Genomic DNA, 18803 nt, shown 5'->3' with positions numbered 1-18803 from the left:
CCTTTCAGTGGGCCACGGCGGCTGCGCCGTGCTCGTCGATGAGGGCACCGGTGCTGAAGCGCTCCAGTGCGAACGGGGCGTTGTACGCGTGCGGCTCGTCGTAGGCGATCGTGTGCGCCATCGTCCAGCCGGCGCCGGGCGTGCCCTTGAAGCCGCCGGTGCCCCAGCCGCAGTTGACGTAGAGCTGGTCGATCGGCGTCTTGCCCACCACCGGTGAGGCGTCCGGTGTGACGTCGACGATGCCGCCCCAGGTCCGGAGCAGGTGCGCCCGGGCGAAGATCGGGAACAGCTCGACGGCGGCCGCCATCTGCTCCTCGATCACATGGAACCCGCCGCGCTGCCCGTAGCCGTTGTACGCATCGACGCCTGCGCCCATGACGAGCTCGCCCTTGTGGGCCTGGGAGACGTAGACGTGGACGTGGTTCGACATCACCACGGTCGGGTGGACGGGCTGGTGGAGCTCGGAGACGAGCGCCTGGAGCGGGTGCGACTGGATCGGCAGGTCGAAGCCGGCCATCTCGGCCAGGACGCTGGAGTGCCCGGCCGCGCACAGCGCGACCTTCCCGGCCGCGATCGTGCCGCGGCTGGTCTGCACCCCGACGACCCGGTTGCCGTCCTTGACGAAGCCGGTCACCTCGCAGTCCTGGATCAGGTCGACGCCCATCTCGTCGGCCTTGCGGGCGAACGCCCAGGCGACGTGGTCGTGCTTGGCGATGCCCGCACGGGGCTGGTAGGTCGCGCCGAGCACCGGGTAGCGGATGTTGTCGCTGGTGTTGATGATCGGGCAGACCTCCTTCACCTGGTCCGCGTCGAGCCACTCGGCGTCGATCCCGTTGAGACGGTTGGCCTCGCAGCGGCGCACCGAGTCGCGTACGTCCTGCAGGGTGTGGGCGAGGTTGAGCACGCCGCGCTGGCTGAACAGGAAGTCGTAGTCGAGCTCGTCGGGAAGCACCTCCCACTGCTTGAGGGAGTGCTCGTAGATCGCCGCGGACTCGTCCCACAGGTAGTTGGACCGGATGATCGTCGTGTTCCGCGCCATGTTCCCGCCGGCGAGCCAACCGCGCTCGAGGACCGCGACGTTGGTGATGCCGTGGTTCTTCGCCAGGTAGTAGGCGGTCGCCAGTCCGTGCCCGCCGCCGCCGATGATGACGACGTCGTAGGAGGACTTGGGCTCCGGGTTGCGCCAGAGGAAGTCGGGGTGCTCGGGCAGCAGGTCTGCCATCACTCGGCTCCGTTCGACTCGGTGAGGTGGGGGTAGAGCGGGTGCTTCTCGGCGAGGTTCGTGACCCGGGCGCGCAGCGCGTCGGCCGTCTCTTCGGTGAAGTCGTCCTTCAGGGCGGCCGCGATGATCTCGGCGACCTCCTGGAAGTCGGTGTCGCCGAAGCCGCGGGTGGCCAGCGCGGGCGTGCCGATCCGCAGGCCGGAGGAGACCATCGGCGGGCGCGGGTCGAACGGGACCGCGTTGCGGTTCACGGTGATGCCGATGCGGTGGAGGCGGTCCTCGCCGTCCTGGCCGTTCAGCTCGGAGTCGCGCAGGTCGACCAGCACGAGGTGGACGTCGGTGCCGCCGCTGACCACGGAGATGCCCGAGGCCGCGACGTCGTCGGCGAGCAGCCGCTCGGCGATGATGCGGGCGCCCCGCAGCGTACGCTCCTGACGCTCGCGGAACTCGGGCTCGGCCGCGAGCTTGAAGGCGACCGCCTTGCCGGCGATGACGTGCTCGAGCGGTCCGCCCTGCTGGCCGGGGAAGACCGAGGAGTTGATCTTCTTGGCGATGGCCGGGTCGTTGGTGAGGATGACCCCGCCGCGCGGGCCGCCGAGGGTCTTGTGGGTCGTCGAGGTGACCACGTCGGCGAAGGACACCGGGTTCGGGTGCAGGCCGGTGGCGACCAGACCGGCGAAGTGGGCCATGTCGACCATGAGCCGGGCGCCGACGAGGTCGGCGATCCGGCGGAACTCGGCGAAGTCGAGCTGCCGGGGGTAGGCGGACCAGCCGGCGACGATCAGCTTGGGGCGGTGCTCGAGGGCGAGGCGCTCGACCTCGGCCATGTCGATCAGGAAGTCCTCGCGGCTGACCTCGTAGGGCACGACCTGGTAGAGGCGGCCGGAGAAGTTGATCTTCATGCCGTGGGTGAGGTGGCCGCCGTGGGCCAGCGAGAGACCGAGGATCGTGTCGCCGGGCTCGAGGAGCGCGAACATCGCGGCGGCGTTGGCCTGGGCACCCGAGTGCGGCTGCACGTTGGCGTACTCCGCGGAGAAGAGCGCCTTGAGGCGGTCGATGGCGAGCTGCTCGATGACGTCGACGTGCTCGCAGCCGCCGTAGTAGCGCCGGCCGGGGTAGCCCTCGGCGTACTTGTTGGTGAGAACCGAGCCCTGGGCCTCCATCACGGCGGCGGGGGCGAAGTTCTCCGAGGCGATCATCTCCAGCGTCGTCTGCTGGCGGCTCAGCTCGGCGTCGATCTGCTGGCGGACCTCGGGATCGAGGTCCGCGAGCGAGGCAGTCAAGACGTCAACCACGGTGAGCTCCCAAACTTTTGAAGTACGATTGATATATCAGTTCCGGATCACCAGTATGCTTGGTGTCGAAGAGACCTGTCAACGGTCCAGACCAGACGGTTCAGATCAAAGAAAGTGGTGACATCGAATGACCGACCTTCAGACGCCCGTCAGGCCGACGGTCGGCGCGCCGCCGACCTCATTGGCGTACGCGGCCTACGAGCGCATCCGGGACCGGCTGATCATGCTGGACATCAGGCCGGGCGAGCCGATCCACGACGGCCGTCTCGCGGACTCCCTCGGCTTCGGCCGCACCCCCGTGCGCGAGGCCCTCAAGCGCCTGGAGACCGACCACCTGGTCGTCTCCTACCCGCGCCGCGGCACCTTCGCGACGCCGGTCGACGTCACCGAGCTCGGCTCCATCTCCGACCTCCGCCAGCAGCTGGAGCCGTTCGCGGCCCACCGGGCGGCGACGGCGGCGACCGACGCGATGCGGGCCGAGCTGCGCGCCATGGCCGCCCGGGTACGCGGCCTCGACGCGTCGGGCGACGACCGGCCGACGCTGATGCGGCTCGACCTGTCGGTGCACCGGATGATCTACCGGGCGACGGGCAACAAGCACCTCGAGGACGTCCTGATCCGCTACGACAACCTGGCCACCCGGATCTGGTGCCTGGTCGTCGACAAGCTCCCCGACCTGGCCTCCCACATCTCCGAGCACGCCCAGCTCCTGGACGCCATCGCCGACGGCGACGCCGAGCGCGCCGAGCGGCTCACCCGCGAGCACGTCGACGGCTTCGCGACCGAGATCCGTCGCGTCCTCTGACGGCACTCCCGAGACGCACGATCGGGCGCCGGCCATACGGCCGACGCCCGATCCGGACTCCCACAGGTCAGCCGCGCAGGCGGCTCATCTCCGGGTCGAAGAGCGGCTCCGGGGTGACCGTGGCCGGGATCCGCTGACCGAAGTACTCGATCTCGACCTGGTCGCCCTCACCGATCTCGGCCGGAAGGTAGGCGTAGGCGATCGGCTTGCCGATCGTGAACCCGTACGCCGCGCTGGTGACGTACCCGACCGAGGTCTCGCCCGACAGCACGGGCTCCTTGCCGAGCACCATGGACTTGCCGTCGTCGATGGTGAGGCAGCGGAGGCGGCGGGACGCGGTCTCCACCGAACGGCCCTCGAGCGCGGCCTTGCCGACGAAGTCCTCCTTGGCGGCCCGCACGGCGAAGCCGACGCCCGCCTCGTACGGGTCGTGCTCGGTGGTCATGTCGGCACCCCAGGACCGGTAGCCCTTCTCCAGGCGGAGCGCGCCGAACGCGGCGCGGCCGGCGGCGATGACGCCGTGCTCCTGGCCGGCCTCCCACAGCACATCCCACAGCTTCTGGCCATTCTCGGCTGAGGCGTAGATCTCCCAGCCGAGCTCGCCGACGTAGGACAGCCGCAGGGCCGTGACGGGGATCCCGCCGATGGTGGCCCGCTTGCCGCGGAAGTACTTCAGGCCGTCGTTGGTGAAGTCGTCGGTGCTGACCTTGGCGATCAGATCCCGAGCCAGCGGTCCCCACAGGCCGATGCAGCAGGTGCCGCCGGTGATGTCGCGGACATGGGCGGCGAGGGCTGGATCCTCGGCCCGCAGCTTGCGGGCCTCCCGGCGGAGGTAGGCCAGGTCGACCGTCCCGTTGGCGCCGACCTGGTAGAGCTCGTCCTCGAGCCGGGCGACGGTGATGTCGCTCTTGATGCCGCCCTGGTCGTCGAGGAGCAGGGTGTACGTCACCGCGCCGGGCTTCTTGCCCGCGTCCCCGGTGATGAGCCGCTGCAGCAACGCCTCGGCGCCGGGGCCGGAGACCTCGAGCCGACGCAGCGGAGTCATGTCGTACATCGCGACCGCGGTTCGGGTCTTCCACGCCTCGACGGCCGCGATCGGCGAGTGGTAGCGGGCCGACCAGTCGTCACGCGTCGGCGCCTTCCACTCCTCCGGCAGCTCGTCGAGCAGGGCCGCGTTGGCCTCGTACCAGTGCGGGCGCTCCCAGGTCCCGGCCTCGAGGAAGAAGGCGCCGAGCTCGACCTGGCGGGCGTGGAACGGGCTGACCCGGATGTCGCGGGGCGACTCCTTGGGCTGCAGCGGGTGCAGGATGTCGTAGATCTCGACGAAGTTCTGCTGGGAGGTCTCGCTGACGTACGCCGGAGCGAGCTGCGTCTCCTCGAACCGGTTGAGCTCGCAGTCGGCGAGGTCGTACTGAGAGCGTCCCGTGGTCAGCACCTCGGCGACCGCGCGGGCGACGCCGGCGGAGTGGGTGACCCACACGGCCTCGGCCACCCAGAAGCCGTCGAGGTCACGGGACTCACCGACGAGCGAGCCGCCGTCGGGCGTGAACGAGAAGATGCCGTTGAACGACGACTCCGCGATCTCCGCCTCCTGCAGGCAGGGCAGCAGCTTGCGGCACTCGTCCCAGGGGCCTTCGAAGTCCTCGGGCGTGAAGTCGAGGCGCGAGGGCATGTTCTCGTCGTCGACGTGCTCCGGGGTCGGGCCGAGGTCGGCCGCGACGTACGGCATCGGCTTGTGGGCGTAGGAGCCGATCCCGTAGACCTCGCCCCACTCGCGGAAGTAGAGGTCCTGGTCCTGGTGGCGCAGGATCGGCAGGGTCGCGCCGTCGGCGAGCTTGTGCTTGCCGGCCAGGGCCGGGACCGGGGTGGTCTTGACGAACTGGTGCGCCAGCGGGAGTAGCGGTACGTCGGTGCCCGCCATCTTCCCCACCTCGACGCCCCAGAAACCGGCGCAGGAGACGACGATGTCGGCCTCGACCACACCGTTGGTGGTCTCGACGCCGGTGACGTGACCGTTCTCCTGGAGAACCCCGGTCACCGCCGTGTGCTCGAGGTAGGTGACCCCGGCCGCCTGCGTACGCTCGATGAGCAGGTCGACGGCGCGGGCCGCGCGGGCGAGACCGTCGGTCGGGATGTGCAGGCCGGCGAGGACCTGCGACTCGTCGATGTGCGGGTAGAGGTCCTTGCACTCGGCGGGGCCGATGACCCGGGCGTCGATCCCCCAGGACTTCGCGTAGCCGAGCTTGCGGTAGAGCTCCGCGACGCGGGCCTCGGTGGTCGCGACCTCGAGGCCACCGACCTGGTTGAAGCAGCTCAGGCCGTCCTTCTCCAGGCCCATGAACTTCTCGACGGTGTATTTGGCGAACAGGGTCATCGTCTTGGACGGGTTGATCTGGAAGACGAGACCGGGAGCGTGGGAGGTCGAGCCACCGGGCATGCTGAGCGGGCCCTGTTCGATGACCGTGATGTCGGACCACCCGCGGGACACGAGTTCGTCCGCGAGGTTCGTGCCGACGATGCCGGCGCCGATGATGACTGTGCGGGGCGAGACGGTGCTGCGGGACGATGGCATGAGCAACTCCTGCGATTCGGGGTGGGTGGTCAGCGGAACACGACGGTGCTGGAGCCGTGCATGAGGACGCGGTGCTCGCAGTGCCAGCGGACAGCACGCGAGAGCGCGAGGCACTCGGCGTCCTGACCCACGTTGGCCAGCGCCTGCGGGGTGTAGGTGTGGTCGACCCGGTTGACCTCCTGCTCGATGATGGGCCCCTCATCGAGGTCTGCGGTGACGTAGTGAGCGGTGGCCCCGACGAGCTTCACGCCGCGCTCGTGCGCCTGGTGGTAGGGCTTGGCGCCCTTGAAGCCGGGGAGGAATGAGTGGTGGATGTTGATCGCGCGCCCCTCGAGCTGGCGGCACAGGCCGTCGGAGAGGATCTGCATGTAGCGGGCGAGCACGACCAGGTCGACGTCGTACTCGTCGACGAGGTCGAGCATGCGCTGCTCGGCGTCCGGCTTCGTCTCCGGCGTGATCGGGATGTGCACGAACTCCAGCCCGGCGGCCTCCGCCATCGGGCGCAGGTCCTCGTGGTTCGAGGCGACGACCGCGATCTCGCCACCGAGAGTCCCTCCGCGCCAGCGGAAGATGAGGTCGTTGAGGCAGTGACCGAACTTGGAGACCATCACCAGCAACCGCGGCTTGCGCTCGTCGTGGAACGTGAAGGACATGTCGAACCGATCCGCGATCGGCCCGAACGCGGCGGTGAGCTCGTCCACGTCGGCACCGTCCGCGGCGGCGAACTCGGTCCGGAGGAAGAACAGCTCCCCCATCCGGTCGTCGTGCTGCTGGTGCTCGAGGATGTCGAACCCGCGGTCGTACAGGAAGCTCGTGACGGCCTGCATGATGCCCGGACGCTCCTGGCAGGAGAGCGTGAGCACGTTGGTCGTCGCCGTGGGAGCGGTCGCCACGGAAGCAACAGCGGTCGAGCTGGGCGGGCTGATGGTCATGCTGGGCTCCTGGTTGCCGGTAATGATACACAACTCATATATCAGAATGATCGTAGGACGGCTCTCAGACCGCCGTCAAGGGTCTCGCCCGCATCTGCCGGTCTCACTTTCTTTACCGTCGGTCAGCGGCGGGCGTGGGGCGTGAGAACGTGGGCGTCGGCGTTCTGAGCCCGCCGACGCCGTCGGGCCAGTGCGCGGAAACGACGAAGGAGCCCACGACATGACGTCCCTGAACAGCACCCTGCAGCCGATCTACGACGAGATCCTGACCCGCAATCCCGGCGAGACCGAGTTCCACCAGGCGGCTCGGGAGCTGCTCGACAGCCTCGACTCGGTCGTCGCCCGCCATCCGGAGTACGCCCAGGCCGCGATCATCCGACGTGTGTGCGAGCCGGAGCGGCAGATCATCTTCCGCGTGCCGTGGGTCGACGACGCCGGCCAGGTCCACCTCAACCGTGGCTTCCGCGTCGAGTTCAACTCCGCGCTCGGCCCCTACAAGGGCGGCCTCCGCTTCCACCCGTCGGTCTACCTCGGCATCGTGAAGTTCCTCGGCTTCGAGCAGATCTTCAAGAACGCCCTGACCGGGATGCCGATCGGTGGCGGCAAGGGCGGTTCGGACTTCGATCCCAAGGGTCGCAGCGACGCCGAGATCATGCGCTTCTGTCAGTCGTTCATGACCGAGCTCTACCGGCACATCGGCGAATACACCGACGTACCTGCCGGCGACATCGGTGTCGGTGGCCGGGAGATCGGCTACCTCTTCGGGCAGTACAAGCGGATCACCAACCGCTACGAGTCCGGCGTGCTGACCGGCAAGGGCATCGGCTGGGGCGGTTCGCTGGCACGCACCGAGGCGACCGGATACGGCACCGCCTACTTCGCCAACGAGATGCTCAAGGCACGCAACGGCTCGTTCGAGGGCAAGACGGTCGTGGTCTCCGGCTCCGGCAACGTCGCCATCTACGCCGCCGAGAAGGCGGCGGCGCTCGGTGCGACCGTCATCGCCTGCTCCGACTCGAGCGGCTACGTCGTCGACGAGAAGGGGATCGACCTCGATCTGCTCAAGGACGTCAAGGAGGTACGCCGCGCCCGCATCTCCGCCTACGTCGAGGAGCGCGGTGGCTCGGCCCGGCTGGTGACGGACGGCTCCGTGTGGGACGTCCCGTGCGACATCGCGCTCCCCTGTGCGACCCAGAACGAGCTCGACGCCACCCACGCCATCACGTTGGTCCGTAACGGCTGCACCGTCGTCGCCGAGGGCGCGAACATGCCGTGCACCCCCGAGGCGGTCAAGGTCTTCACCGACGCCGGCGTGGCCTTCGCCCCCGGCAAGGCCGCGAACGCGGGCGGGGTCGCCACGAGCGCCTTGGAGATGCAGCAGAACGCGTCTCGCGACTCTTGGACCTTCGACTACACCGAGGAACGGCTGCGCACCATCATGGTCGACATCCATGACCGCTGCCTGGCCACGGCGGAGGAGTACGGCGCCCCTGGCAACTACGTGACCGGAGCGAACATCGCCGGTTTCACCCAGGTCGCCGACGCGATGTTGGCCCTCGGCGTCATCTGAGGTCACCCGCCCGCGCCCCGACGGAGCCCAGCAAATGGCGAGTGCGGGTCCGAGGGGATGCCCTCGGACCCGCACTGTCCGGTCACCTCAGAGCTGGCCGATCACCGCCTGGGCGTCCCGCTGCAGCGCGGCACGAGCGTCGGCGTCTGCGACTTTGAGCGAGCTCGCCGCCAGCTCGGCGTACTCCTGCAGCTGTGACCGCGCGGCGGCACGGCGTCCGGCCTCGAGGTGCTTGGCGGCCTGGCTGAGCCGCTTCTCGAGGACGCTCTCCCCTGCCGACGTCACCTCGCCGGAGCGAGCCAGCCGTTCGGTCAGGGTGGTGAGCTCGGTCAGCGACGTGGTGGTCGTGAACGTCACCGTTCTTGTCGACGCTCGTCCTGCCTTGTCGGTCGCGGTGACCTCGAGGGTGTGGGACCCGAGCGAGAGCTTCCACAGGGCGAGCGCGTCGCCGGAGACCGCGGCACCGTCCACGGTCGCGGTCACGGACCCGACGCCGGAGGTGGCGTCGGTGGCCGACCACGACGCGTCTCCGGAGTTGCCGACCGTGGTGCCGTCGGAGACGCCCTCGACCGCTACCTGCGGCGCGGTCTTGTCGATCCGCACCACGACCTTGCCGACCTCGGAGACGTTGCCGCCGTTGTCGGTAGCCCGGTAGTGCACAGTCGTGACGCCCTCCGCGGACACCGTGAGCGGGTTGTTGGCGTTCTCCCAGGTCTGGCCGCCGTTGGTCGAGCGCTGCCGTGAGGCGACGGTGCCGTTGTCGGTCGCGGTGACCGCCACCGACACGTTCCCCGTCCACCAGCCGTTCTGGCCGGTCGGCTGCGCCGGGTCGAGCGTCGCGGAGACGGTCGGAGGCGTGACGTCGGCGAAGCCGTCCCCGACGAACCTGATCCGGTCCAGGGTGACGCCGCCGGTGGACGTCACGAACAGCTCGCCGCTGCCCGAGGGCGCTCCGGCGAGGTCGGACGTCGTCTCGGACCAGTCCTCGCTGGAGACGTCGAACGAGGCGAACGGCGTCGCGTCGGCCGACCCCCAGCGCAGCTGTACGCTGCCGCTGCCACTGGCGCGCAGCTTCGCCGAGGTGATGCCGGCGAGGTTCACCGGCTTCCAGGAGAGCCAGTCGCCCTCATCGAGCGAGGTGACCTTCCGCAGACCGCTCGCGGTCTCGTCCGGAGCGATCGCCACACCCTCGGAGGCGTCGGCCCACTCGGCCTCCTGCGACTTCGGGTTGAGGATCATCGAGACCTCGGACCGGGCAGCCGGCACACCGTTGGCGCCGTTGTCGGTGTAGCCGATGACGACGACTCCGAAGATGTTCTCCGTCTCGCCGTGCTCGGTGGCGTCGGCGGGCGTCGGGATCGCGAACCGGCAGCCGGTCCCCTGGCTGAGCGGGTGGGCGTGGACGTCGTGCCCGAGGCCGAACGTCCAGGTCACCCGCGAGCACACCGTCGCGCCCCCGTCCTCGGGGTCGTCGGTCGTCACGTCGAAGGGCACCGCCTGGCCCCAGTCGAAGAAGCCTCCCTCGGCCGGCGTGGACACCTCGATCGTCGGCGCGACGTTGCCCACGCTGATCGAGGTCGAGGTGATGCCGCGACGTCCTTCGGCGTCGGTGACCCGGAGCCGGGCGGTGTAGCGGCCGAGCTCCTCGTAGGTGTGCGACGTGGTCGCTCCGGTGGCGTCGAAGGTGCCGTCGCCGTCCAGGTCCCAGTCGTAGGTGAGCGCGCCGCCTTCGGGGTCGACCGAGCCCGAGCCGTCGAACTCGACGGTCAGGGGCGCGGAGCTGCTGGAGATGGGGTCGGCGACGATGTCCGCGCGCGGTGCCTTGTTGCCGACGCTGTAGTCGATCCGGTAGAGACCGGCATCCGGGTTGGCACGGAAGAAGCCGTCGCCGTAGTCGAGGACGTAGAGCGACCCGTCCGGCCCGAACTCGATGTCGATCGGGCTGTCGGTGATCGGCTGCCGGTTCGTCTCGAGATCGATGTTGGGCAGGAACTGCTCGATGTGCGACACCGGGCCGCTGGGCCAGTCGACGGTGAACGCGGCCAGATAGTCCTGGGAGAACTCGGCGAAGAACGCCTTGCCGTCCCAGTACTCGGGGAACTTCGTCGGTGACGGGTTGTCCGCGTCGTAGTGATACACCGGACCGCCCATGGGCCCCTGGCCGCCGGCGGGGCTGAAGTCGGTCAACTCCGGCCACGGCTGGTGGGTGTTGTTGTCGCCGTAGTAGAGGGTTGCGGCCGTCGCCGGCGGGACGCTCGAGAGTCCGGTGTTCCACCGCGAGTTGTTCTCAGCCCCGGCGGCGCAGTCGAAGAACTCCCGCGGCGTCGCCGTCTCGAAGTTCCACTCGTTGTAGTTGAAGTGGTCACCGGTGCAGTAGGGCCAGCCACCGTTGATCGGCTCGTCGATCGCGGTCGTCTGCCACTCGACGTACCCCATCGGGCCGCGGTCCGGGTTCGGCGCCCCGGCATCCGGGCCGTAGTCGCCCCAGCTCACCGAGTTCGTCGCAGCGTCGACATCCATCCGGAACGGGTTGCGCAGACCCATCGCGAAGATCTCCGGTCGCGTCCCGTCCGTGCCGGGAGCGAAGAGGTTGCCCTCGGGGATGGTGTAGGAACCGTCCTCCTGGACCGCGACCCGCAGGATCTTGCCGCGCAGGTCGTTCGTGTTGCCCGCGCCGCGGCGCGAGTCGAAGCCGGGGTTGAAGCCGGGGGCGTCGTTGTTGGGGGCGTACCCGTTCGCACCCGGAGCTCCCGCCGGGGTGTTGTCACCGGTGGCGAGGTAGAGGTTGCCCTCGTCGTCGAAGTCGACGTCACCGGCGACGTGGCAGCACTGGCCGCGCTGCACCTCGACCTTGAGGATCACCTGCTCGGTCGAGAGGTCCAGCTTGTCGGTCGCCTCGTCCCACTTCACCCGGGTGAGCTGGTTGTAGCCCTTCCACTGGTCCCAGTAGGCCTCGGTCTGACCGGCGGGCAGCGTGTTGGGGGCCGATCCGGACGGCGTGGTCGTCGGGTACGGCCCGGTCATGGTGCGCGGCGCGTAGTAGAGGTAGACCCAGCCCGACTCCTCGAAGTCGGGGGCGAGAGTGATCGTCTGCAGACCGTCCTCGGAGTTGTTGTACGTCGCGATCGTGTTGATCACGCGGGTCGTACCGGCGTCGGGATCGACGAGCCGGACGTCACCGTTCCGTGCCGTGGTGAGCACGCGCCGGTCCGGCAGCACGGCCATGTCGATCGGCTCACCCGTGTCCTTGGTGAGCGTGACCTTCTCGTAGTTGGACCAGTCCAGGGCAAGCTCGGCCCCGGGCTCGGTGCCGTGGTCGACACCGTCGTGAGCGGCAGCGGACGTCGCGAGTGCGAGCCCGGAGGTGAGGGCGAGCGCGAGCCCGGAGGTCACCGCGAGGAGTGATCGCCGAGCACGGCGGCGAGGTACCCCGCCGGCGGATCTGTGTGTGGGCATGACGATTCCTTGGAGAACGAAGGCGGAAGAAAGCCGGAGGAGGGCGTGCGAGCACGCCCGTGGCCGGAGCGCGACCTCGTGGGGGCGCGCTCCGGCGATGAGCGACGGTTGAGGCGGCGGCCGGTCAGCCGCGGAGCTCGTCCATGTTCTGGTAGCTCAGCTTGGCGAAGGCGAGGGACTGGCCGGGGTTCGCCGCACCGCCGGGCGCGGTGTCCTGCTCCCACATCGGGTTGTGGTAGCCCCGTGCCGGCATGTCACCGAAGAACGCCTGGTAGTCGATGTCGCCCTCCCCGAACGGCGCCATCACATAGCCGTTGGCCTGCGTCGCGTCCTTCTTGCCATCCTTGGCGTGGAAGAGCGGGAAGCGCATCGGCGCGGACTTGACGACCTCCAGCGGGTCGAAGCGGTCCTCGACGAGACTGCCGTCGGGGGCGGTGTAGGTGTGGTGCTTGTGCTGGGCGACGTGCGCCCAGTAGATGTCCATCTCCAGAGACACGTAGCGGGGGTCCGTGTTCGCCAGGAACCACTCCAGCCGGCGCACCCCGGAGGATCGTGTCGGGCGGCCGAGCGCATCGTTGGGTCCGCTGTCCAGGAGGAAGCTGTAGGCGACGTCGTGGTTGTGCGTGTAGAGCTTCAGCCCGTGCCCTGCCGCACGCTCGCCGAGAATGTTCCAGCGATCGGCCGCGGCCTGCCAGTCGGCCAGGTAGGCCGACCCGGTGGGATCGCTTCCGGTCCCGATGTGCCTCATCCCCAAGATGTTCGCGACCTCGCACGCCGCGTCGAAGGCAGCCAGAGAAGCATCGGTGATCGTGGAAGGAACCGACCCGTGGTTCCCCTCGGCCTCGAGACCGTTGTCATCGAGCCACATCCGCAGCAGGTGCGCACCCTCGACGTTGTTGACGTTGCCGCCGGGGGCGTTGGCGTTCTGGTTGAAGCCGGCGAACTCGATCTGCCGGTAGCCGATCTTCGACAGCTCCTCGAGGACCGCCTTGAACCCCGAGGCGTACGGGCTGGTGGCCGGATCGCGACTGATCGCGTCGCGCACCGTGTAGAGGATGATCCCGCGCCGCGGCCGCGGGATCAGCAGAGCGTTCTGGGCGGCGGCGGGTCCGGCGAGCGGGAGACCGCCGAGGGCGACTCCGGCTGCCGCCATGCCAGTGGTGGCGGCCAGCAGCTGTCGACGGCTGAGCCCGAGCTTGCGTGCGAGCGCCGGAACCTCGTGGTTCGCGGCAGGGTTGGGACGGTTGCGCATCAATGCTCCTTCGGGAAGGTGAAGACACACAGGACCCGAGACTGTGACCTACGTCACGTCGTGCCGACGCCAACCTACGGTTCCAGCCAGGCAGCCGTCAATAGTTTCTGGCATTGTCATCGAAAGTTGGAAACCAACTTTCGAAAGTCTCCGCGGGGTGCGATCCTGCCCGATACAAGGACGGCAAATGGCCAGAGGCCGTGTACCGCTCCTGCTTTCAGGAGCCGAACACGACCTCTGGCCTGTGCTCAAGGCGCGCATCCACCAAACTCTCAGCGCCGTTCGAGCCGCCGAGCACGACGCACCCCGCGATCCCGCAGAACAGCACCTTGTGAGCCGCAGGCTCCATGATCGCGTTGTTCCCAGTTCGGGTCGGTGACGCTCACTTGGTGAGCCACCCGAGGAGCCGAGCAAGAGCGGTATCCCTCGGCTGAGTCGAGGATTCCTCGTCACCAGCGTACTTTCGGAGGAGTTCCGCCTCGGCCTTGTCGAGCCATTCCAGGTAGTAGTCACTGAACGAGTCGGCGACCGGGAAGCATCCGTCTCCGATGACGCGGATACTGCCCCGCTCGGGGCCGGTGACCACCAGCCACTCGTACCAGCCGCAACCCTGGTGGCTCAGCGGGATCGAGCCAATGAACTGACGGTGGTAGAGCGCGTCATCGGCTGCGCGCCACGATCCGTACGCCTCATTGAAGGCGCTGTGCAACTGGAAGTCCCCTCGTCGCGGCTCGCGGGCCTCGTGCTCCTCCCACTCCTGCTCGATCTGCTCATGGGAGAGCGCCGCGACATCAAGGAGACCCAGCTGCGTATCGCCGCCATCATTCACCCAGCGCCATCCGTCAGGTTCCTTCGACAGCGCAGGCAGGCCATAACCCGGCCCTGCTCCGCCAGCACCGACCTCGAGCAGAAACGCCCGATAGTCCTCGGGAAACCTGATTCGCAACTGGGCCTCGGCCTCCTCCACCTCGTCGGCGGAAAGCGTCGGTGCCAGAAGCCAGGTGTGCCCAGTTCCCCGGGTTCGCGCGCCAAAGACCTTGAACTCCGAGTCGTTGGCTCGAAGTCTTTCCAACCGCTCGGTGACCTGCTGCCAGTCAAGCATCATTCCTCCCCCACAGCCTGCACCTCTTCAGGACCCGACTCAGAGGGGAAGGCTTGGCCGTTCCGACCGTTCGCGCCGCATCTGTGACCCAGCGCTCGGGAACGAATCGGCTGAGGTCGGTCTCGCCTTCAACCACAGCCGCGGCCAGGTCACGTACGACCCGGTCGAGTGCCTCCATCTGCGCGGGCCGGTCCTCGACCACCCAATAGGGGACGACTTCCTCCAAGAACGTGTACTCCTCATCCAGAAGTGTCAGCGCTCGCAAGTCAGCCGGACCGTCGTGCCCGACCCGCCGATGCCCCCATGCCGCGAGATCGATGGGCTCTACCTCACCGACAAGCACCTTCGCCGAGCGGCGCCGCAGATCAAGACGCAACGAACTCTCCTCGGTGGGATGCGGAACGCCCAACTCATCGACGATGCGCAGGATCAGATTGTCGATCTCGCCCCAGGATGCGTCCTTGTCGACACCCGCCAATTCTCGCAACGAGGGCGAATCTAGGCCTACAACCAACGCCTCGACCGCCGAATCGACGACTCGGACACGGTCGCGATCCGTACCGTCGAGCCAGTAACCCCATGCGATCTGCAGTTCCTCGGACAGTTCGCGGACGGCATCCGCATCGACCGTCACCAAGGGCCACCAATGCCGTTCATACAGCTCCACAGCGGCTTCCACTGGCGTCAACCACACACCTTCAACGACCGGTGGCGAACTGGTCGTAGGACGGTAGACGCAGAAGTACGCGACCGGGCTCGGCCACTCGTAGTCGCCCTCTGCGAGCGAAACGTTGCGCACAGCCCCAACAAGCACGACGGGCTGCTGTGTCCCGAACACAGCAACAGTGAGGTCATCGATCACCACTACCGGGTCCGCGCTTCCTACCAGCGCCGTCGGCAGGTCCCAACCCGGACGGCCACCACTTCTGGCCATACAGAAGATCCGCCCAGCATCGTCTGTGATTTGAAGGCGCACCAGACCGACCGGACCTGGCATCTCCTCCCCGCTGTCCGCAAGGACAACCTCCGCGACGCCGCCTTCAGGGAGCCACGCGGCGTCGGGGTCATGGACGAGGGTCAGCACCGGCATACCGTAGCCATCTCCTTCCTGGCAGCGCACTGAAGTTTCCGCCGGGGAAACGGAAGTCGACCGGCCGGCTGATTCAGTCGCCGTCGAGGTGAAGCTCATGGTCGGAAAGGCTTGCGCAGCTTCGGGCCAACGCCAAGACCTCCGTACACACCGTCGGGTCGATGTCGAGGCTGGCCACCTCGGCGGTGAACGGATCCATCTCCTCCCCCGAGAGCACCAACGAGCCGTACGGGTCTGCCCGTGAGAGCATCGGCAGGCCCGACGAGGCGCAGGCGTGGGTGAAGGACGCGTCGGAATCGATGTAGGTAGCCACCCGATGTCGGCGCCAGCGGCGCGGGCTCGTGCCAGGCTTCTCGACCCGCCACAGCGTGATGTCGATACCCATCTCTCAACCCACCTCGTACGACGATGCGGTTGGAGGTGGCACCCGCAGACTCACCGGCCCCTCCGGACGGCTCGAGGGCGCCGACCGCCGGAGCGGATTTTACCGTTGAGCCGGTTTGAGAAGTCGGCTATCACGGTAAGAGGCATACGAGACCAAATCCATCGCAGAGTCAGCGCCTATCGGGAGGAGCCCCCACGATGACCCAGATGTCCAGGATGCCGGAGGGATCGCGATGACGACCACGGCCATGACGCTGGCTGCTTTTAATCGCGCGCTCGGTGACGTAGACACCGCGGTGGACCGGATCGCGACGAGCAAGACGACCGCAGACCGTCAGATGCGCAGCCTTCTCGGTGGCGGATGGACCGGCGTCGCGGCCGACTCGGTCAGCGAAGCATGGGACGAGTGGGTTGCGGCCGCCGATGAGGTCCGCGAGGCGCTGGCCGGCATGGGACATCTACTCACGGCGACACGCGACGACTTCGTGCAGCAGGACGACGCCTCCCAGCAGCAGGCCGACTCCATCTCAGCGAAGCTGATCGAGAGGTTGGGCTGACATGGGCGACGTCGACAACTTCAAGATCGATGCCGAGGAGCTCGACTCCGTCATCAGCGGTCTCGAGCGATGCGAGGGTGATCTTGAGACGTTGACGGGTGATCTCGAGCGTCAGATGGCCACGTTGCACGAGACGTTCGAAGGGCTAGCGGCTCAGGCCCACAAGGAGGCTCACGCGCAGTGGACGCGCGGGATGCGTGACATGCACGCTGCTCTCTCGGCCCTTCGGGCGGCCTCCCGTCAGGCTCATGGGAACTACACCGCTGCCGCAGACAGCAATACAAGCATGTGGCAGGCGTTCGAATGAGAATCGACGTTCAGGGCAGCGGGTACGACTCCGCGACCGAGGCGTTGCTGAGCGCAAACTCCGCCGCTGCAAGTGCCTACCAGACGCTTACGGGCAAGCTCGGCGGTTACACGGCTCTCGGCGGGGATGACACGAGCTCCGAGGAGTTCGTGAAGTCCTATGATGAGTCGGCGATCGAGGCGGTCAACGCCTTCGCGGCGCTGGTCGACGGGCTTGGCGCTCTCGCTGTCGCTGCCGACGAGTCCGGGCGGAATCATCGCCGGGCGAACGCCGCGTCGGTCTACAACAAGCCGCAGCCCTCGGTGAATGAGGATGCCAAGGAGCCCCAGACCGCGCCGGCCTTCACCCCGCCGTCGTCGCTGGGTGGCGACAACGCCGACATGCCGGACTGGTGGAATCACATCGTCGACCACCTCCAGGGCTGGGGCTGGCCCAGCGCCAATACCGACCAGCTCCGGTCCGCTGCGGATGCATGGAAGTCGGCCGCGAGTGCCGTGCGTGGCCTGGTCGATGAACTGTCGATGGCTTCGACTCACCTGGAGGCGCAGCGATCTCCTGAGATCACCATCGCGCTCGGCGTCATTCGACGAACCAAGTCGGACATCGAAGACCTGGCCGATGGGCTCGAAGGGCTCGGCGACGCCTGCCGCGACTATGGCAGCCAGGTCGACGAGACCCGTGAAACGATCAAGGGACTGCTCAGGGACCTCGCCATCGAGGTCGGCGTGACCGCCGGGATCAGCGCCGGTCTCAGCTTCTTCACCTTCGGGGGTGCTGCGGTCGTTGGCGGTGGTGTGATCGCCGCCCGTGCGATCCGCTATGCCAAACTCGTCCTGGCCGCGCTCCGCGGCCTGCGCGCGGCTCGTGCGGTGGGCCAGATCGCGAGCAAGGCGTCGAAGATCGCGAGGGTTCGGCTTGCGTTCGAGAAGCTCAAGAAGGCGCGCAGGATCGTCCAGACCTTCAAGCAGGGACAGCGAGGCAAGACGATCGGCCGGGGCGCGCTCAACGCGAAGCAGAGCAAGAACCTCAAACGGTTCGAGAAGAAGCTCCCCAAGGACGCCGAAGAGACCATCGTCAAGCAACTCAACAACGGCGACGTCGTCTACACGTCAAAGGTGCCAGGGCGAGTCCCCGGGTCGTACGCGGAATACACCAAGATCGTCGATGAGGCCGGCGACACCGTGAGCTACGTCAAGACGACCTACGCCCCGGACGGCAAGATCGTCCACATCAAGGAGAAGATGTGACATGAGCGAGAACCGACTTCAGATCCTCGACGACCTCCTCAACCGCCGCATCCCCACCGCCGAGGCACACGCAGCCCTCAAGCGCTTCCCCTGGGACGAGGAAGAACTCATCGACCTCCGTGTCGAACACGTCGCCAGCGTCCTGACAGACATCATCGACGGCAAGCTCAGCCCGGACGAAGGCACCGCATGGGCCGACGCCATCGACTCGCGCGACGACATCGGTCGTCAGCCCGGTCATGAAGACGATCTCAACGATGCCCTCTTCCAGCTCAGCAGCCCCGAACTGCTCCCCGGCCCGCTTACTGCGGAGGCGCCACGAATCCTCAAGGCGCTGCGAGGAGAGACCCAATGACCGACGCATCCGACGGCCTCGAGGACTTCACCGGCGACGAGCGCTCAGCACAGGTACTTCGAAACTCACTCCGGGTGCTCGCGCAACAAGCCGCAGGAACCACACTCGGCGACGAAGTCCAGGACGTGCTCGCAGGGCGACGGCACATTCGTGAGTTGGCGAATAACGAAGAGTTCGCCCAACTCACGACCGATGGCATGCACGCCTTCGAAGAAAACTGGGCGCAACTGTCGCCCGCCGAGCGCGAACAACAACTACGCGAAGGCGAGGCGTACCTCGCAGGTGATGAGTAGTCTCCCGCTTCGCCACAGCCTGCCTCGCCCTGTCAACGACCTTTCCGTTCTCAGCCATCCCGGGGATGGCGCCCGCACCTAAGGTCCATGAGGACCAAGCAGAGCCGTGAGGACCGCGAGGCCAACCTCGCAGCACTCCATGAACGCCTCGCCGACGCGGTCAACGCACTCGTCACCGGCGATGGACTGGCGCCGGGCGTTGGAGTTCGCTGCGAGGTTCCGCAGCAGAAGCTTAAAAGAACGTCCTGCTGATCCATCAGGCCATGGAAGTCGCGTACGCCGAGGCCGGGTGCCGACTCCGGTGCCGACCTCCGCCGGTCCGGTGGCTCGAGCGGCAGGAGCAGTCTGCGCGTCCGAGTTGGTT

The 18803-nt window shown here is 67.7% G+C and carries 16 protein-coding genes; 7 read left to right on the top strand and 9 right to left on the bottom strand.

Features of this window, described 5'->3' with window-relative positions; genetic code table 11:
- Positions 1–4: 4 nt before the first annotated feature.
- Both WBG06_RS25740 and glyA read right to left on the bottom strand, forming a co-directional pair.
- The gene (locus WBG06_RS25740; RefSeq protein WP_336740560.1) at positions 5–1222 is read right to left on the bottom strand and encodes a sarcosine oxidase subunit beta family protein; all 1218 of its coding nucleotides are present in this window, start codon (positions 1220–1222) and stop codon (positions 5–7) included.
- Entirely contained in the window at positions 1222–2517 is a 1296-nt protein-coding gene (gene glyA / locus WBG06_RS25735) for a serine hydroxymethyltransferase (protein ID WP_336740558.1), read from the bottom strand. The genes WBG06_RS25740 and glyA overlap by 1 nt, the downstream gene beginning before the upstream one ends.
- A 127-nt stretch (positions 2518–2644) precedes the next feature.
- Between glyA and WBG06_RS25730 the strand changes: the two genes are divergently transcribed.
- The gene (locus WBG06_RS25730) at positions 2645–3322 is read left to right on the top strand and encodes a GntR family transcriptional regulator (protein ID WP_336740556.1); all 678 of its coding nucleotides are present in this window, start codon (positions 2645–2647) and stop codon (positions 3320–3322) included.
- Between the two features lie 67 nt (positions 3323–3389).
- On the opposite strand, the gene WBG06_RS25725 is transcribed toward WBG06_RS25730, so the two are convergent.
- Together WBG06_RS25725 and purU are read right to left on the bottom strand one after the other, a co-directional pair.
- Complete coding sequence (locus WBG06_RS25725) at positions 3390–5894, bottom strand: GcvT family protein (protein WP_336740554.1); 2505 nt, start codon at positions 5892–5894, stop codon at positions 3390–3392.
- A gap of 29 nt (positions 5895–5923) precedes the next feature.
- A complete protein-coding gene (purU, locus tag WBG06_RS25720; RefSeq protein WP_336740552.1) occupies positions 5924–6826 on the bottom strand; it encodes a formyltetrahydrofolate deformylase in 903 nt (300 codons plus the stop codon).
- 229 nt (positions 6827–7055) lie between these two features.
- On the opposite strand from purU, the gene gdhA reads away from it, so the two are divergent.
- The gene (gene gdhA / locus WBG06_RS25715) at positions 7056–8396 is read left to right on the top strand and encodes an NADP-specific glutamate dehydrogenase (RefSeq protein WP_336740636.1); all 1341 of its coding nucleotides are present in this window, start codon (positions 7056–7058) and stop codon (positions 8394–8396) included.
- A gap of 87 nt (positions 8397–8483) precedes the next feature.
- Here the strand turns inward: gdhA and WBG06_RS25710 are convergent, their stop codons facing one another.
- The 5 genes from WBG06_RS25710 to WBG06_RS25690 form a co-directional block, all read right to left on the bottom strand.
- A complete protein-coding gene (locus WBG06_RS25710) occupies positions 8484–11852 on the bottom strand; it encodes a PQQ-dependent sugar dehydrogenase (RefSeq protein WP_336740551.1) in 3369 nt (1122 codons plus the stop codon).
- A 124-nt stretch (positions 11853–11976) separates the two neighbouring features.
- Positions 11977–13104, bottom strand: a complete 1128-nt coding sequence (locus WBG06_RS25705) for a sugar phosphate isomerase/epimerase family protein (RefSeq protein WP_336740550.1) — start codon at positions 13102–13104, stop codon at positions 11977–11979.
- Positions 13105–13486: 382 nt separating this feature from the next.
- Positions 13487–14206, bottom strand: coding sequence for an SMI1/KNR4 family protein (locus WBG06_RS25700; RefSeq protein WP_336740549.1), 720 nt, complete (start codon positions 14204–14206; stop codon positions 13487–13489).
- Positions 14199–15296: a hypothetical protein gene (locus tag WBG06_RS25695; protein ID WP_336740548.1), complete on the bottom strand. Its 1098-nt coding sequence runs from the start codon at positions 15294–15296 to the stop codon at positions 14199–14201. The genes WBG06_RS25700 and WBG06_RS25695 overlap by 8 nt, the downstream gene beginning before the upstream one ends.
- Before the next feature lie 73 nt (positions 15297–15369).
- Positions 15370–15681 carry a hypothetical protein gene (locus tag WBG06_RS25690; RefSeq protein WP_336740546.1) on the bottom strand — a complete coding sequence of 104 codons (312 nt, stop codon included), beginning with the start codon at positions 15679–15681 and terminating at the stop codon, positions 15370–15372.
- A 232-nt stretch (positions 15682–15913) separates the two neighbouring features.
- Here WBG06_RS25690 and WBG06_RS25685 point away from each other — a divergent pair, with 232 nt between their 5' ends.
- The 5 genes from WBG06_RS25685 to WBG06_RS25665 are packed head-to-tail and all read left to right on the top strand — an operon-like array spanning position 15914 to position 18439.
- A complete protein-coding gene (locus WBG06_RS25685; protein WP_336740544.1) occupies positions 15914–16237 on the top strand; it encodes a WXG100 family type VII secretion target in 324 nt (107 codons plus the stop codon).
- 1 nt (position 16238) lies between these two features.
- Positions 16239–16544 carry a WXG100 family type VII secretion target gene (locus tag WBG06_RS25680; protein ID WP_336740542.1) on the top strand — a complete coding sequence of 102 codons (306 nt, stop codon included), beginning with the start codon at positions 16239–16241 and terminating at the stop codon, positions 16542–16544.
- A complete protein-coding gene (locus tag WBG06_RS25675; protein ID WP_336740540.1) occupies positions 16541–17791 on the top strand; it encodes a WXG100-like domain-containing protein in 1251 nt (416 codons plus the stop codon). Before WBG06_RS25680 ends, WBG06_RS25675 begins: the two co-directional genes overlap by 4 nt.
- Position 17792: 1 nt before the next feature.
- Entirely contained in the window at positions 17793–18146 is a 354-nt protein-coding gene (locus WBG06_RS25670; RefSeq protein ID WP_336740538.1) for a hypothetical protein, read from the top strand.
- Entirely contained in the window at positions 18143–18439 is a 297-nt protein-coding gene (locus tag WBG06_RS25665; RefSeq protein ID WP_336740536.1) for a hypothetical protein, read from the top strand. Before WBG06_RS25670 ends, WBG06_RS25665 begins: the two co-directional genes overlap by 4 nt.
- Positions 18440–18803: the final 364 nt, after the last annotated feature.

The sequence above is a fragment of the Nocardioides sp. CCNWLW239 genome (genome assembly GCF_037137035.1).
In the GTDB taxonomy this organism is placed as follows: domain Bacteria; phylum Actinomycetota; class Actinomycetes; order Propionibacteriales; family Nocardioidaceae; genus Nocardioides.
This window is presented reverse-complemented; position numbering and strand designations above follow the sequence as displayed.

Excerpts from the sequence above, each read along its gene's own strand:
- WBG06_RS25740 (WP_336740560.1), bottom strand. The coding sequence starts at position 1,222 with ATGGCAGACCTGCTGCCCGAGCACCCCGACTTCCTCTGGCGCAACCCG.
- WBG06_RS25730 (WP_336740556.1), top strand. The coding sequence starts at position 2,645 with ATGACCGACCTTCAGACGCCCGTCAGGCCGACGGTCGGCGCGCCGCCG.
- WBG06_RS25725 (WP_336740554.1), bottom strand. The coding sequence starts at position 5,894 with ATGCCATCGTCCCGCAGCACCGTCTCGCCCCGCACAGTCATCATCGGC.
- purU (WP_336740552.1), bottom strand. The coding sequence starts at position 6,826 with ATGACCATCAGCCCGCCCAGCTCGACCGCTGTTGCTTCCGTGGCGACC.
- WBG06_RS25710 (WP_336740551.1), bottom strand. The coding sequence starts at position 11,852 with ATGCCCACACACAGATCCGCCGGCGGGGTACCTCGCCGCCGTGCTCGG.
- WBG06_RS25705 (WP_336740550.1), bottom strand. The coding sequence starts at position 13,104 with ATGCGCAACCGTCCCAACCCTGCCGCGAACCACGAGGTTCCGGCGCTC.
- WBG06_RS25700 (WP_336740549.1), bottom strand. The coding sequence starts at position 14,206 with ATGCTTGACTGGCAGCAGGTCACCGAGCGGTTGGAAAGACTTCGAGCC.
- WBG06_RS25695 (WP_336740548.1), bottom strand. The coding sequence starts at position 15,296 with ATGCCGGTGCTGACCCTCGTCCATGACCCCGACGCCGCGTGGCTCCCT.
- WBG06_RS25690 (WP_336740546.1), bottom strand. The coding sequence starts at position 15,681 with ATGGGTATCGACATCACGCTGTGGCGGGTCGAGAAGCCTGGCACGAGC.
- WBG06_RS25685 (WP_336740544.1), top strand. The coding sequence starts at position 15,914 with ATGACGACCACGGCCATGACGCTGGCTGCTTTTAATCGCGCGCTCGGT.
- WBG06_RS25680 (WP_336740542.1), top strand. The coding sequence starts at position 16,239 with ATGGGCGACGTCGACAACTTCAAGATCGATGCCGAGGAGCTCGACTCC.
- WBG06_RS25675 (WP_336740540.1), top strand. The coding sequence starts at position 16,541 with ATGAGAATCGACGTTCAGGGCAGCGGGTACGACTCCGCGACCGAGGCG.
- WBG06_RS25670 (WP_336740538.1), top strand. The coding sequence starts at position 17,793 with ATGAGCGAGAACCGACTTCAGATCCTCGACGACCTCCTCAACCGCCGC.
- WBG06_RS25665 (WP_336740536.1), top strand. The coding sequence starts at position 18,143 with ATGACCGACGCATCCGACGGCCTCGAGGACTTCACCGGCGACGAGCGC.